The sequence below is a fragment of the Nitrosospira sp. Nsp11 genome, from assembly GCF_900142705.1.
In the GTDB taxonomy this organism is placed as follows: domain Bacteria; phylum Pseudomonadota; class Gammaproteobacteria; order Burkholderiales; family Nitrosomonadaceae; genus Nitrosospira.
The window spans coordinates 194285-210073 of record NZ_FRBV01000001.1; the positions used below are offsets into that span (position 1 = coordinate 194285).

The following is a 15789-nucleotide window of genomic DNA, read 5'->3' on the forward strand; positions in this document are numbered from 1 at the left end:
TTAAAAAACGGCACGGTCCTTCGACCCTGCCGTCATTATACCTACCCATCCAATACGATTTTTCAGGTTTTGTTATCGACCCGCTCACGCATTTCCTTCCCCGCCTTGAAATGGGGAACATACTTTTCCGGCACCTTGACCTTCTCGCCGGATTTGGGATTGCGCCCGATACGCGGCGGCCGGTAGTTGAGATCGAAGCTGCCGAATCCACGAATTTCAATACGCTGTCCCTGCGCTAAACTCTTGGCCATCGCATCAAGTATCACCTTGACTGCAAGCTCGGCATCCTTCGCCCCCAACTGCGGGTAGCGGGCTGCAAGCCTCGAGATCAGTTCAGACTTTGTCATGGACGCCCTTTATTGTTCAGTATTTTTAACATCCATCTTGGCTTTAAGCAACGCGCCCAAACTGGTGGTTCCCGCGCTCGCAGCACTATCCACTGTGACCTTGTGCATGGCGTCGGATTCTTCCGCCATATCCTTGGCCTTGATGGAAAGATTAATGCCGCGGTTCTTGCGATCGACATTGATGATCATTGCCTCGACCGTATCGCCTTCCTTCAAGTGCGAGCGGATGTCCTCGACCCTGTCGCGCGAAACTTCGGATGCACGCAGGTAGCCTTCGACGTCATTCTCCAGCGCGATTACCGCACCCTTGGCATCAATTGACTTGACCGTGCCTTTGACGAGACTATTCTTATCGTTTATCGAGACAAAACTGTTGAATGGGTCGCCTTCCAACTGTTTGATACCCAGCGAAATGCGTTCACGTTCGACATCAATGGATAGCACCATGGCCTCAACTTCGTCGCCTTTCTTATAATTGCGAACTGCTTCTTCACCCGGCTGACTCCAGGATAGATCGGAAAGATGCACCAACCCGTCTATTCCGCCCTGCAATCCGATGAAAACACCAAAATCCGTGATGGACTTGATTTGCCCGCGCACTTTGTCGCCTTTTTGATGGTTCATCGCAAAGTCGTCCCATGGATTGACCTTGCATTGCTTCATGCCGAGCGAGATACGCCGCCGCTCCTCATCGATTTCCAGGATCATCACTTCCACTTCGTCACCCAACTGCACCACTTTGGAGGGGTACACGTTTTTGTTGGTCCAATCCATTTCAGAGACATGCACCAGCCCTTCGATACCCTGCTCAATTTCAACAAACGCGCCATAATCAGTCAGATTGCTGACTTTTCCGAATAGGCGGGTATGCGGCGGATAACGCCGGGAGAGCCCGACCCATGGGTCTTCGCTCAATTGCTTCATGCCTAGTGATACGCGATTCTTTTCCTGATCGAACTTAAGCACCTTGGCGGTCACTTCATCACCAACGCTGATGACCTCGGAAGGATGTTTTACTCGCCGCCATGCAAGATCCGTGATGTGCAACAGTCCGTCTATGCCGCCCAAGTCCACGAATGCGCCATAATCAGTTATGTTCTTGACAATACCCTTGACTATTGCACCTTCCGTCAAATTCGCAAGCAGCGTTTGGCGATCCGCGCCCTGGCTTTCTTCCAGAACCGCGCGACGCGATACAACCACATTGTTGCGCTTGCGATCAAGTTTGATGACCTTGAATTCCATCTCTTTGTTTTCGTATGGCGTCGTATCCTTGACCGGACGGATATCCACCAGCGAACCCGGAAGAAAAGCGCGTATGCCGTTAATCATGGCAGTCAGACCACCCTTGACCTTGCCGCTTACGATGCCGGAGACAATGGCGCCGCTTTCCATCGCGGCCTCCAGGTCATGCCAGGCCGTGAGCCGTTTGGCCTTATCGCGCGATAACCGGGTTTCGCCGTAGCCATCCTCGAGCGCTTCGATGGCGACACTAACGAAATCGCCGGCCTTGACCTCGATTTCGCCTTTATCGTTCTTGAATTCTTCGACAGGGATGAAGCTTTCCGATTTCAGTCCGGCGTTTACAACCACAATGTTGTAATCAACACGAACAACCTGGGCGGTGATGACTTCACCGACACGCATTTCCTGGCGGGAAAGACTTTCTTCAAATAACGCCGCAAAACTTTCGGAAGAATCTATAGCGGGGGAAGCGATAATCATTGTAAAAGATACCTGATTTGGGATCCCGTCAAGGAAAATCGACGGGGTTAAAAGTTAATAATAAGTGCCCGATCAGAACACGCTCTCCTTTTGCTCGGAAAAAGCGTGATCAGACAGCACCAGCCATACTCCTTGACTACTTGATCAATTACCTGGACAACTCTATTTCAATATTTCAACTATTTCTCATGCGCCGAGAACTGAATCTTCGCCATAACGCACCGTTTTATCCATAACACGTATTAGTCGAACGTGCTATTATCATACTGTAGCGTTTGCGGCGCCTGCATTCTTCTTTTACTTTCTATTCTTTTTTTCGGCTCGCTCGCTGCGGCTGCTGCCTACCTGATGATGCAAGTGCATTGACAGGCGCAGCTAACTTCAATTCTTCATTTGCGGGCTTTTGCACGGATTTCAGTATATTGCTTTAGTACGCTATCCACTGCTTGTGTTATATCGAGGAAAGTCGTATCCAGCAACGTTGTATCCGTACCCAGCTGCAGGGGCGCCACGCTCCGATTACTGTCGCGGGCATCGCGGTCTCGTATATCCTGCAAAAGGGTGGCAATATTAGCACCTATCCCTTTTTCCATCAACTGCTTATGGCGCCGTTGCGCTCGCGTTTCAGCGCTTGCGGTGAGAAATATTTTGAGAATGGCATCGGGAAAAACGACCGATCCCATATCGCGGCCGTCCGCCACCAGGCCGGGAAGCTGGCAAAATGCACGCTGCCGCGCTAATAGCGCGGCTCTAACCAGCGGATAAGCAGCTATTCTGGAAGCCGAGTTGCCGCACTCTTCCGTGCGAATCGCATCGGTGACGCTTTCATTGCCCAGTCGGATTTCTTCATCCTTAAAGACGACATCCAGGCCTGCGGCAACATCGCTTATTGTCCTTTCATCGGCCAGGTCGACCTTAGCACGCATCGTTGCCAGCGCCACCAACCGGTAGAGCGCACCACTGTCGAGATAGTGAAATCCCAGTTTTGCCGCCACCCGTTGCGCAACCGTACCCTTGCCCGAAGCCGAAGGGCCATCAATGGCGATAACGGGAACATCATTAGTATTCATGAAATACAACCTCAATAAAATTCACTCGGCTTCTGCCGGTCAGGGATTGGCTATGGCCGCGAACTTTTCAAAATAGTCAGGAAAAGTCTTGGCGACGCAACGGGGATCGTTTATACGCACAGGCGCGCCAAAAGACGCCAGCGAAAAGCACATGGCCATCCGGTGGTCATCGTACGTATCAATTGCTGCATCCTTGGTGAGCCTACCGGCTGGCGGAGTGATACGCAGGAAATTCGCGCCCTCCTCCACCACTGCACCCAACTTGCGCAATTCCTTTGCCACTGCCGCGAGACGATCGGTTTCTTTCACCCGCCAACTGGCGATATTCCTGAGCGTGGTGGTACCAGCAGCAAACAACGCCGCCACCGCAAGCGTCATGGCTGCGTCCGGAATATGGTTGCAGTCGAGGTCAACGGCTCGCAGGCCACCAGATGCTGGGGCGCTTGCCTCGATCCAGTTAATGCCCACGCTGATGCGCGCTCCCATTTCTTCCAGCACTTCGGCAAAACGGACATCTCCCTGAAGGCTGTCCTGTCCGATGCCCTCTACTCGCACCGGGCCGGTACCGATGGCGCCGGCGGCAAGGAAATACGAAGCGGAGGATGCGTCGCCCTCGACAAATATCTCCCCGGGGCTGCGATAGCGTTGGCCTGAACGCATAGTGAAGCGCTGCCATTCCTCACGCTCCACCTGCACGCCGAAACGAGCCATCAGTGCTATGGTCAACTCGATATATGGTCGCGAGATCAACTCTCCCGCCACCGTTATCGTCGACGTATGATTGAAGCGCATTGCGGATAAGGGCAAAGCCATCAGCAGACCCGTCAGGAACTGGCTGGATACATCACCCTTCACCGTTATCTCCTCTCCGTGGATGCACCCTGGCTTGATTTGAAGCGGCGGAAAACCTTCATTTTCCAGATAGGTTATCTCCGCCCCCCACTGGCGTAGCGCACTCACCAGGTCGCCGATAGGGCGCTCATGCATGCGCGGTACACCGGATAATTTGTAATATCCCTGAGCCAGCGCCAGCACGGCCGTCAAAGGACGGAAAGCCGTGCCTGCATTGCCCAGGAATAAACTCGCTTCACTGACGGGAAAACGGAGAGGCAACTGTCCGCCTATGCCTTGCACCCGATAACTATTTTCATTGATCCGGACGATGGGCACACCCAGCGCCTCAAGTGCCTCCAGCATCCGCGCCGTATCGTCGGAAATAAGCAGATCACGTATGACTGTCGCGCCGTCGGCCAATGCAGCAAGCAATAGTATGCGGTTGGAAATGCTTTTAGAGCCAGGCAAGCGCACCGCGCCCTGAGCAGTCTTGACTGCCGGGAGATCAATAAAACTCACGCCGTGCCTTATAGGTCGTGGGGTCATCTTCGTCGATATGAATAAGGGTTGCATGAAGACTCGAACATTATCCTGCCCTCTCTTTAAGATTCAATGCAGTGTCAGCGTTAATGAGATTCAATGCAGTATCAGCGTTAAGAAGCAGCGCCGTTCCTGGTTTACAATACTTGCGGATGCTGGACGCACGGCTTGAATAAGTGCTCTCGTTTCCGGAGCAGGCTGCAAGCATCAAAGTAGTGCCTGAAGAGTTGGGCCTCGCCTGCGTCCTTCGGTAAACCTCAGCCAAATGGTTACTCCGACGCTTATACTCATGTTAAAATAACTCAATGATTTCAGACGGATATTATAGGAAAAACAGCGTAAACCCTGCGATAAACCAAGTATTATAATCAATACGTCTTGAATAAACATTAAACCTGCTGTTCTGATGGACGCGCAGCTTCCGGTTGCGTCATCACCCAGGTTGCAAGAAAGCCTATCTCGAACGGGTTGGGCAGATTGAAACGATTTTAAGTTTTTTCTTCCAAACATGCCCCATCCTCACGTGCGTCATATTCGCGAGCAGGTTGGCCCGGAATCCATACTGAAGGAAGTCGCAGCATGCCGCGTTGGTTCAAGGATAACTCGCTGTCTATCGGACATACGCCGTTGGTTCAGCTTAACCGCATTACCGACGGCGCTCCCGCAACGGTACTGGCCAAGATCGAGGGACGTAACCCTGCTTATTCCGTAAAATGTCGAATTGGCACGGCGATGATCGAGGACGCGGAAAAGCGCGGACTACTCCATACGGGAACAGAACTGGTAGAACCGACGAGCGGCAACACCGGCATCGCACTGGCTTCCGTTGCGGCCTCCCGCGGCATACCGCTGACCTTGACCATGCCGGAAACCATGAGCGTGGAACGGCGTAAATTGCTTGGCGCCTATGGGGCAAAACTGGTATTGACGGAAGGCGCACGGGGAATGAAAGGCGCCGTGTTGAAAGCCGAGGAAATTGTTGCCTCTGATCCTGACCGGTATGTATTGCTTCAGCAATTCAACAACCCAGCCAACCCGGCCATCCATGAACGCACTACCGGGCCGGAAATCTGGAATGATACCGAGGGCGCCATTGATATTTTTGTTTCCGGCGTGGGTACAGGCGGTACTATAACCGGCGTTTCGCGCTACATCAAAAATACAAAGGGGAAAACGATCATTTCTGTTGCGGTTGAACCATCCGCCAGTCCGGTATTGACTCAATTACGTGCGGGTGAGTCGCTGAAACCCGGACCGCACAAAATTCCTGGAATTGGCGCCGGTTTCGTTCCGGAGAATTTAGACCTGTCGCTGGTGGACGATATCGAGCAGGTCAGCAATGAAGATGCGTTGCGCTATGCCCGCCGCCTTGCCCGCGAAGAAGGCATTATTTCCGGAATTTCATGCGGGGCGGCTGTGGCGGTGGCTATACGCTATGCCAAGCGTCGGGAAAACGCAGGAAAAACCATCGTCGTAATCCTTCCCGATTCGGGAGAACGTTACTTGAGTTCCATTCTCTTCGAGGATGTGCTTGATGGCCAGGGTGCGGTGCATGATCCTAAATCCGGTAGTTGACCGCTCATTTGATAGATCAGTGTCATGATTAATAACAATATTTCATTTTATTTGACGCCCACCTTCCGGGTGAGGTCGCTACGGGGAGAATTGCACAGTTTTTGCGGCACATGGCTGCGTTGCAACTCCTTGGAATGGAATGACCATTCCGCGTTGTTGCGCCTTGCCCTGCACCTCAAAAACTGTGCACTTCCCCCCGTCCAACTACCGGATTTAGGATGATGGCAAAATCAGGAAAGACAGGATACTCATCATCGAAAGGGGCAGGTTTGGAAATCGACAAGGTTGTGGCCGAGCTACGGGCCTTGCGTGTGAAATCACTGGAAAACCGGCAGAGGCGCGACAGGCCGCCCAAGCTCCCCTCCCGCAAGGTACTGGTCGGGATCGCGGATGGGTTGAGCGCCGTGTTGTTTCCGAACCGCCTGGGCTTACCCGAACTCACCAATGAGAGTGTCGATTATTACGTCGGGCACACGTTGGATGTCACGCTCCGCGAACTATTGGTTCAAGTGCGCCGTGAACTGCGCTTTACTTCCGGCCTGGAAACCGCAAGCAATTCGGATCGAGAACAGGCCGCGGCTATCACCCAGGCGTTCGCCCGGCAATTACCCCATATCCGAACTTTGCTGGAAAGCGACATCCAGGCAGCGTACGAGGGCGATCCGGCGGCCCGCAGCCTGGACGAGGTATTGGTCTGTTACCCGGGCATTATGGCCATTACGCATTATCGCCTCGCGCATGAACTGCACTGTCTGGGCGCACCGCTGATTGCACGCATGATTTCGGAAATCGCCCATTCCGCCACTGGTATTGAGATTCATCCAGGGGCGAAGATTGGAGGCAGTTTTTTTATCGATCACGGCACCGGTGTAGTCATCGGCGAAACCGCCATCATTGGCGAACACGTGCGCCTGTATCAGGCCGTGACGCTGGGCGCAAAACGCTTCCCCACGGATGAGCATGGTGCGCTGGTAAAAGGGAACATTCGGCACCCTATTGTCGAGGATGATGTAATTATCTACGCTGGCGCCACCATTCTTGGCCGTATCACCATCGGGCGCGGCTCGACCATCGGCGGCAACGTCTGGCTTACGCGCAGCATTCCGCCCGGCAGTATTATCTCGCAAGCGCAAATACGTAATGAGGTATATGACGGCGGCGCCGGCATTTAAGCGGGTAATCCATATCGACGTTGATACTGAAATCATTCAGATGCGCTGGATCAGGTTGGGAATGGATGCGCAGCCAACCGAACTCATCAGGGAGTTAATTGCGTAGAGATGTGCTTGGGCTTTCTGCCCGGGTTGACGTTAGGTGAGCCACTACTTAGACTCCATAGACTGTGCAAGATACAGGAACGCCTCACTTTTCGAGTAGAACAGCAACAATACAAAATATTATGCACCCGAATTGCATTAAGTGCGGAAGTAAAAAAACGCACAGCTCTCGTGCCCGGCCTGGGGAACGGACAGTGTCCATGCTGTTCCTTCGGCCTGTACGCTGCCGCGATTGCAGACAACGCTTTTGGGTGCGAAACCCCCATGCTTATGTTGCAGTGGGATCTGCCCTAACCGTGGGTGCGATACTGATTGCGTTGGTCTGGCTAGTCATAGAAGAGAACATGGCTGACTATTACGTTGGGCCCGTATCTGAAATCGAGCTGGAGAATCCCGCTATTCCCGGCAATGGCAACCCCGGACGCGATCATGAAGAACACTTGAATGCGGCGACCACCGGCGTCAAACCTCCTGCCGGAACGGCAGCGACGCGTAACACAGGGCCAGCCTCTCCTGCGACACCAGGTCCGGCGGATGATCATTATTTTACGGTGCGGTTGTATCAAGAGAGTGCTGAGAAGGGGGATAGCGATGCGCAGTATAAGCTCGGCCTGTTATATTTGACTGGAAATGGCGCCCTTCAGGATTTCGCCGAGGCTGCGAAGTGGCTTAAACTGGCAGCAGAACAAGGCTACGGCCCGGCACAGTATGAGCTAGGCCTCATCTACCGCACCGGATATGGCGTGGCTATCGATCAGGTACAGAGCTACGTATGGCTGAATCTCGCCGCTGCCGCCGGGGTTCAGCAAGCGGTAACGGCTCGGGACGAAATCATGCACACTCTTAGCCCCAAGCAACTTTTGCAAGCGCAAAAAATCTCGCGTGATTGGCTCTCTGCAAGACTCAAGCCCAAAACAACCGGCGAAAAGGCTAACCAGGCGGAGCCAGGAGATTAGGCAATATATTAAAAGACCAGGAGCCCCTGCAAGGTCGCCTTAACGCTATACCGGGACATAATGCCGGGCAATAGGGCGATGGCAGGGATTGTGTCTGCGAAACAGCGTTGGCTTACTGGTTACCTCAGCGGGCTTTTCGGTTCATACTCGCCGCACTTATCGTTACCTGGGGTTATTTGAAGTTACAAGTTACCTTAGGCAGCCGCTGAGCTAGCTCTTGGCCAGCCACCATGTCATGTTTTTTGCCCTTCCACCTCCAACCGCTTAGGTTCAATGCAGTTATATTGCCGGAGAAGCCGCCATGAATGAATCATACGATGTCATCATTGTCGGGGCCGGCACTGCGGGTCTGGCTGCATTGAATGAAGTGAAGAAGCAGACATCCAACTTCATCCTCATCAACGATGGACCATGGGGAACGGTCTGTGCCCGGGTGGGTTGCATGCCTTCCAAAGCGCTGATCGAGGCAGCGAATACCTTTCACTCTCGCAGCACGTTTGAGGAATTTGGTATTCGGGAAGCGAGTTCTCTCACACTTGACATTCCTGCTGCGCTGTGGCGTGTACGCCGGCTACGCGATGATTTTGTTGCCGGCACGCTGAAGATTTCCGAAGCACTGGGCGAGCACGCGATTTCCGGTCGTGCGCGCTTGCTTGGACCAGGAAGGCTGGAAGTAAACGGGCGTGAACTTCGCGCACGCAGCATTATCATCGCTTCCGGCTCACGCCCGGTCGTCCCTGAGCCATGGCGGGTTTTCGGGAAGCAATTGCTCACTACGGATACATTATTCGAACAGCAAACGCTGCCTTCCCGCATGGCAGTGATAGGCTTGGGCCCGGTGGGCGTGGAAATGGCCCAGGCGCTTTCCCGGTTGGGCGTGGATGTCGTGGCGTTTGGCGAGCAAATCTCGATTGCGGGATTGAAAGACCCCAGCGTGAATGCCGCGGCGATAGAACTTTTGAAACAGGAATTTCCCATTCATCTGGGGCAAAAGGCTGAGCTACGCGCAACTAACGGCGGTATGCAAGTACATGCCGGAAGTAAAGAGGCCATGGTCGACAGCGTTCTCGTCAGCCTGGGCCGTCGGCCCAATATCGACAGCCTTGGGCTGGAAACATTGGGTGTCGAACTCAATGAGCAGGGGCTGCCTTCAGTCGATCCTCATACTATGCAAATAGCCGATCTGCCGGTTTTCATGGCTGGCGACATCAACGACCACACTCCTCTTCTGCATGAGGCAGCGGATGAGGGATATATCGCCGGAGTCAACGCGACTCAGCGTGATCCCCTGTATTTCAAGCGCCGGGTCCCACTTGCGATAGTCTTCACCGATCCGGGCATTGCGATGACAGGCACGCGCTTCGATTCGCTCGACGTCGATACGATACTGACGGGAGAAGCGCGTTTTGAACATCAGGGCCGCGCCAGGGTGGCCCAGCGCAACAAGGGCATCCTACGTCTTTATGCCGAACCGGAAAGCGGCCGGCTACTCGGTGCCGAAATGTGTTCCCCCGCGGGGGAACACATGGCACATTTGGTGGCGCTAGCCATCGAGCGTTCGCTCACGGTACATGATATGCTGCGATTGCCGTTTTATCACCCCACTCTGGAAGAAGGTTTGCGCAGCGCTTTGCGCCAACTATCGGCACAAGTTCCCGCTTGCGGCAAATCGGATCTTGCCGGCTGCGATGCATTCGATTGCGAGGCTCTTAATTAATCCTGTTTTGGTCAAACATAGCCGGTTGCGCCGCTCCTTCAATGAGAAAAGGCGCTGAAAGCGCATATAGCAGGGCCCGTATACGGCACGCCTGAAACAGTACATAAGCAAAGGGACGAAAATCCAGCCAAGGCGGCGCCTCCGCTTCATGTTTATGTGTGAAATACTTGAACATTTTAGCGTCCAGGCTGCCAAACTCAATCACAAGCATTAACAACCTTTAGGTCAGGAGTAGCAACCCAGGCGGACAACAGGGGTGAATCCTGGCATATTTGTGCTGGCATGGATATCGAGAACATTTTTGCATAAGCGTTTCGAGCAGGAAAGACCGGGGGATTATTTCTATGGATGAGTTCGCTTTTGCCAGAGTGGTCCATGTGCTGGGCGTTGTGCTATGGATTGGTGGCGTGGCGATGGTCACTACCGTGCTGATTCCAGCCATGGCACAGATGAGATCGGTATCCGAACGAACCGAGTTTTTTGCGCGTATCGAAGGCCGCTTTGCACCTCAGGCTCGCTTCGTCACGGTGCTCGTGGGTTTGAGCGGATTCTACATGGTGCATTTTCTGAATGCATGGAACCGTTTTGCCGAATTGGGCTTCTGGTGGATGCATGCCATGGTCCTGGTCTGGCTAATCTTTACTTTGATGTTGTTTGTGGTGGAACCGCTGGTATTGCGGAAACGGACCCCGAAAACAGCGCAACACGACGCCGAAAAGACTTTTCACCGGATGCGGCGCATGCATTGGATATTGCTTGGTTTAAGCCTTATTACTATTGCCGGAGCGGTGGCGGGCAGCCACGGCTGGATGTTGAGCGGAGAGTGAGCATGAGTTACGCAACATTGAAAATGATTCATGTCACCAGCGTGATAATCAGCTACCTGTTGTTTTCGTTGCGCAGCATATGGAAAATGCGTGAATCGTCCGCTTTGCAGCGGCGCTGGGTAAAAGTTACACCGCACGTGGTGGATACCATACTGCTGACGAGTGCCATCGTGCTGGCCATCAGGATTCACCAGGATCCGATACATGATTCATGGCTCAGCGCCAAAGTCATCGGTCTGCTGGCTTATATCGGCCTGGGGATGATGGCGCTGAAATTCGGCAAAACCCGTAAAGCAAGAATGTATGCGTGGATCGCGGCTCAGTTGACCTTTCTTTATATCGTACTGGTCGCCCTGACTAAAAATCCGGCAGTACTTTCCTTTGCGTCCTCGTAAACGGACAAGCCTGCAATTTGACGACCTCCCGCCTCACTTCCCTGAAAAATACTTCAAAATGTGCCCTAGCATTCCCAGCGTTCGCTTCTACCGCATTGCTTCACGTAATACCTTATAATTGCATATGTTCGTCTTAACTCTCTTTTTCAAAATTCTTCTTACATGCTAGCACGTTGGTGGGTTTACCTGCTCGCCGCATTTTTAGCGCTAGGTCTTATTGGAGTCTTGCTAGCCGGCTTTGCCGCGCTGGTTACCATTCCCACATTGCCCTCGCTTGAAGCGCTGACCGATTACCGTCCGAAAATCCCTTTACGGGTTTACAGCGCTGAAGGTCTCCTGATCGGGGAATTCGGCGAAGAGCGCCGCGAGGTGGTGAAAATCAGCTCGGTCCCGGCGCGCCTGAAACAGGCGATTCTGGCCGCTGAGGACGACCGCTTTTATCAGCATGGCGGAGTGGATTATCCCGGCATATTGCGGGCTGCCTATTCGAATTTCACTTCCGGCGGTGCGCGGCAAGGGGCCAGCACCATTACCATGCAAGTCGCTCGTAATTTTTTCCTGACCAAGGAAAAAACACTCACTCGGAAATTCAGCGAGGCTTTGCTGGCGTTTAAAATTGAGCACAGCCTGAGCAAAGACGAGATTCTTGAACTTTACTTCAATCAGATATATCTCGGGCAGCGCGCTTATGGCTTTGCTGCCGCGTCGCAGGTCTATTTCGGCAAGAACCTGGACAAGATCAACCTCGCAGAAGCCGCAATGCTCGCGGGATTGCCCAAGGCGCCTTCACGCTTTAACCCGGTAGTCAATCCCAAGCGCGCGAAGATGCGGCAACTTTATGTCCTCCGGCGCATGCACGAACTCGGCTATATTTCCAGTCCCGCGTTCAAAGAAGCGGAAAAACAACCGTTGCAGGTCAAGCGCGAATCGCAGGAATTTGCAATGCACGCAGGCTTTGTAGCAGAAATGGCACGTCAGGCGGTATATGAGCGCCATCATGAAGACACCTATACTAAAGGCTTCAAAGTCTATACCACGATACGACGGCTGGATCAGGACGCAGCCTACAAGGCGGTGCGGCAAGCCGTGATGGATTATGACAGCCGACATGGTTATCGCGGCCCTGAAGCATTTATCAATTTGGCGCAAGCCGACCTGGATCGCGAAGAGATTCTGGAAGATGCGTTACAGGAAGTGGCCGACAGTGACGATATCCAGGCTGCCGTAGTGCTGGCCGCCAGCACGAAATCGGTCAAGGCATACCGAAGGGGCGGCGAAATCATTGAGATCACCGGTGATGGTCTCAAGTTCGCCCAGAAATCCCTTTCCAGCAACAGCAAGGCGGGCTCTGGCCAGCAATATATTCGTCCGGGCTCGCTAATCCGGATACGGAAGAACGAAAAAGACGTGTGGCATATCGTGCAACTTCCTCAGGTCGAGGCCTCGCTGGTTGCAATAAACTCGCATGATGGGGCAATTCGCGCGATCGTAGGCGGGTTCGACTTCAACCGAAGTCAGTTTAACCACGTCATACAGGCGTGGCGCCAACCGGGCTCCAGTTTCAAACCGTTCATTTATTCCGCATCTCTGGAAAAAGGCTTTACGCCAGCCACCGTCATCAATGACGCGCCACTCTCCTTTACCGCCGAGGAAACAGGAAGCGATCAGTGGGACCCACGAAATTTCGAGGATACTTATGAGGGGCCGGTACGCATGCGTGAAGCGCTTGCCAAATCCAAAAATCTGGTTTCCATTCGCATTCTTCAGGCAATTGACGTTCAATACGCGCAGGATTATGTTGCCCGCTTCGGCTTCGACCCCAAGCTGCACCCCGCCTACCTGCCGATGGCATTGGGCGCCGGTTCGGTGACTCCGATACAGATGGCGGTGGGTTATGCCGCGTTCGCCAACGGGGGCTTTCTCGTAACACCCTATTTCATCCAGCGCATCGAGGATGAGAAAGGCAATATACTGGAGCAGCCAAAACCTGTACTGGCGGGGGAAAGCGCCAAGCAAATCATAGACCCGCGCAACGCCTTTCTTATGACCAGCATGATGCGGGATGTGGTGCAGCGGGGAACCGCGACTAGAGCAAAACAACTAGGCCGTGCCGATCTGGCTGGGAAAACCGGCACTACCAGCAATTATGTCGATGCATGGTTTTGTGGCTACCAGGCCGATCTGGTCGCTATTGCCTGGATCGGCTTTGATAACCCGAAATCATTGGGAAACAACGAAACCGGGGGCCGGGCTGCCCTGCCGATGTGGATGAGCTATATGAGCAAGGCATTGAAGGGCGTCCCGACAGCGGCTTATACGCCTCCTGCCGGCATCACCACAGCGAAAATCAACCCCGAAACCGGTTTGAGGGAAGCCCACGGCGCCATGACCGAATATTTCCTGGAGGAGCAACTACCGCCCGAAGCAGACAACAAGGTGGATGAAGCTATAAAATCGGTGGAGGACGTGATAAAGGAGTTTTTGTCACCGTGATTTTTGTCATCGTGAAATGATGAGGCCCATACCTCACGCCAACCCAAGAAATAGGTAGGTCGGGCTCCGCCCGACAACCAAAGAAAGACAATCAAAGAAACGATGTCGGGCAGAGCCCGACCTACTATCACTCCTCGATACTTCAGGCGCTCCTCAACCACTCCGCCGCATCAAGGGCGTAATAGGTGAGGATGCCGTCAGCGCCAGCACGCTTGAAAGCCAATAATGATTCAAGGACGCAGGTTCTTTCGTCCAGCCAGCCGTTTTGCGCAGCAGCCTTGAGCATGGCATATTCACCGCTTACTTGGTAGACAAAAGTGGGAACGCCAAACCGGTCCTTTACGCGACGTACGATATCCAGATAAGGCAACCCGGGCTTTATCATCACCATATCCGCGCCTTCTTCCAGATCCAGACCTACTTCCCACAACGCCTCGTCTGAATTGGCCGGGTCCATCTGATATGTACTCTTATTACCCGCGCCCAGATTGGCGGCTGAGCCCACCGCATCGCGAAAAGGGCCGTAAAAACCGGACGCATATTTCGCGGAATAAGCAAGAATACGGGTATGAGTGCACTTCTGACGTTCAAGCGCCTCGCGGATTGCTGCAATGCGCCCATCCATCATGTCGGAGGGCGCCACCACGTCCGCACCGGCCTGGGCGTGCATCAGCGCCTGTTGTGCCAGCACGGTAACAGTTTCATCGTTCATTACATAGCCATGGGCATCGATCAACCCATCCTGGCCATGGCTGGTATAGGGATCGAGCGCGACATCGGTAATAACGCCAAGCTCCGGAAATTGCTTCTTCAGCTCGCTCACTACCCTTGGCACCAGACCTGCGGGATTGAAGGCTTCCGAGGCGGTGAGATTCTTGAGACCGGGCTCGATAACCGGAAATATAGCGATAGCCGGGATACCGAGCCGCAGACATGTTTCCGCTCGATGCATCAGTACATCCAGGCTTTGCCGCACAACACCTGGCATTGAGGATACAGTTTCCTCCCGATTCTTTCCGTCCAGTACAAATACGGGATAAATCAGGTCGTCCGGATGGAGACGATTCTCTCGCACCAGGCGACGCGAGAATTCATCGCGGCGCATGCGCCGCATCCTCTTCTGTGGAAACTGGTTTAAAACTGGCATGATCTACCTAAAAAAGAAAATTGATAAAAAATGAAAAACCGGGAACTTGTACTCGAATTCTGTATCTTACTTACAGACGTTGCTTAATTGTCTCCCGCTTTTCCTCCCTGAGCGGGTACCTTAATCCCTATTAAGGTATGTTTGCCCCCGGTTTTATTCCCCTTTAACCGGGGGTTTTTTATTTTTGGCTTTGAGACGGCTTTTGGTTCCTGGATCAAATCGGCTTCCAATCCCAACCATGTGCCAAGCAAGGCCGTAGCGTCTTTCACCCCTTCCCTGGTTTTACTGGAAAACAGCTGTACGCTGCATTGCGGATAAGCTTCACGTAAATAAGCCAGCACCTCTTTGAGTATTTTCTCCGCATGCTGCCTGGTCAGCTTATCCGATTTGGTGAGCAGTACATGCACCGGTTTTCCTGTTGACGCGAACCAGGCCAGCATCTGGCGATCAAGTGGCGTCAACGGGTGCCGCACATCCATGATAAGCACCATTCCACAGAGCGATTCCCGCGTCTGGAGGTAGGTGCTGAGCAGGTGCTCCCAATGTCGTCGCACATCAATGGGTACTTTGGCATAACCATATCCTGGAAGGTCTACCAGAAAACGGCCGCCTCCCAGCTGAAAAAAATTCAAATGCTGAGTGCGTCCGGGCGTTTTGCTGACGAAAGCAAGGCGGCCACGAGTAGCCAGCGCGTTGATTGCGCTGGACTTTCCCGCATTCGACCGCCCGGCAAAGGCTATCTCCACCCCGTCAGGCGCCGGCAAACAGCTCAGCTGATTAACAGTGGTATAAAACGTTGCATGCTGAAAAACGGACATATTTCAACCAAAAGAGTAAACGCAGACAGCTAAAAACAAAATTTCCAAATGGCTTCCAAATAAGTCTC

The 15789-nt window shown here is 53.3% G+C and carries 13 protein-coding genes; 7 read left to right on the forward strand and 6 right to left on the reverse strand.

The window, feature by feature from the left end; all coding sequences use genetic code 11:
• Positions 1-62: 62 nt before the first annotated feature.
• The 4 genes from BUA28_RS01035 to aroA all read right to left on the reverse strand — a co-directional run bounded on the left by BUA28_RS01035 (position 63) and on the right by aroA (position 4495).
• Positions 63-347 (reverse strand): integration host factor subunit beta, encoded by a 285-nt coding sequence (locus BUA28_RS01035; protein WP_072766289.1) that lies wholly within the window; start codon positions 345-347, stop codon positions 63-65.
• Between the two features lie 9 nt (positions 348-356).
• Positions 357-2072, reverse strand: coding sequence for a 30S ribosomal protein S1 (rpsA, locus tag BUA28_RS01040; RefSeq protein WP_072766290.1), 1716 nt, complete (start codon positions 2070-2072; stop codon positions 357-359).
• Positions 2073-2461: 389 nt separating this feature from the next.
• A complete protein-coding gene (gene cmk, locus BUA28_RS16120; protein WP_256598188.1) occupies positions 2462-3142 on the reverse strand; it encodes a (d)CMP kinase in 681 nt (226 codons plus the stop codon).
• Between the two features lie 39 nt (positions 3143-3181).
• The gene (gene aroA, locus BUA28_RS16125; RefSeq protein WP_256598189.1) at positions 3182-4495 is read right to left on the reverse strand and encodes a 3-phosphoshikimate 1-carboxyvinyltransferase; all 1314 of its coding nucleotides are present in this window, start codon (positions 4493-4495) and stop codon (positions 3182-3184) included.
• A 600-nt stretch (positions 4496-5095) separates the two neighbouring features.
• On the opposite strand from aroA, the gene cysK reads away from it, so the two are divergent.
• The 7 genes from cysK to BUA28_RS01085 all read left to right on the forward strand — a co-directional run bounded on the left by cysK (position 5096) and on the right by BUA28_RS01085 (position 13756).
• Entirely contained in the window at positions 5096-6091 is a 996-nt protein-coding gene (cysK, locus tag BUA28_RS01050; protein WP_072766291.1) for a cysteine synthase A, read from the forward strand.
• Between the two features lie 221 nt (positions 6092-6312).
• Positions 6313-7263, forward strand: coding sequence for a serine O-acetyltransferase EpsC (gene epsC / locus BUA28_RS01055; RefSeq protein WP_072766652.1), 951 nt, complete (start codon positions 6313-6315; stop codon positions 7261-7263).
• 305 nt (positions 7264-7568) lie between these two features.
• The gene (locus tag BUA28_RS01060) at positions 7569-8324 is read left to right on the forward strand and encodes a tetratricopeptide repeat protein (RefSeq protein ID WP_256598190.1); all 756 of its coding nucleotides are present in this window, start codon (positions 7569-7571) and stop codon (positions 8322-8324) included.
• A 301-nt stretch (positions 8325-8625) separates the two neighbouring features.
• Entirely contained in the window at positions 8626-10041 is a 1416-nt protein-coding gene (locus BUA28_RS01065; RefSeq protein WP_072766293.1) for a dihydrolipoyl dehydrogenase, read from the forward strand.
• A 344-nt stretch (positions 10042-10385) separates the two neighbouring features.
• Positions 10386-10868, forward strand: a complete 483-nt coding sequence (locus BUA28_RS01075) for a hypothetical protein (RefSeq protein ID WP_072766295.1) — start codon at positions 10386-10388, stop codon at positions 10866-10868.
• Between the two features lie 2 nt (positions 10869-10870).
• The gene (locus tag BUA28_RS01080; protein ID WP_072766296.1) at positions 10871-11263 is read left to right on the forward strand and encodes a SirB2 family protein; all 393 of its coding nucleotides are present in this window, start codon (positions 10871-10873) and stop codon (positions 11261-11263) included.
• A gap of 162 nt (positions 11264-11425) precedes the next feature.
• Positions 11426-13756, forward strand: a complete 2331-nt coding sequence (locus tag BUA28_RS01085; protein WP_072766297.1) for a penicillin-binding protein 1A — start codon at positions 11426-11428, stop codon at positions 13754-13756.
• 142 nt (positions 13757-13898) lie between these two features.
• Here the strand turns inward: BUA28_RS01085 and hemB are convergent, their stop codons facing one another.
• Entirely contained in the window at positions 13899-14903 is a 1005-nt protein-coding gene (hemB, locus tag BUA28_RS01090; RefSeq protein WP_072766298.1) for a porphobilinogen synthase, read from the reverse strand.
• Between the two features lie 83 nt (positions 14904-14986).
• On the reverse strand, positions 14987-15721 hold the full coding sequence (gene yihA, locus BUA28_RS01095) for a ribosome biogenesis GTP-binding protein YihA/YsxC (RefSeq protein ID WP_083569819.1): 735 nt from the start codon (positions 15719-15721) through the stop codon (positions 14987-14989).
• Positions 15722-15789 lie beyond the last annotated feature (68 nt).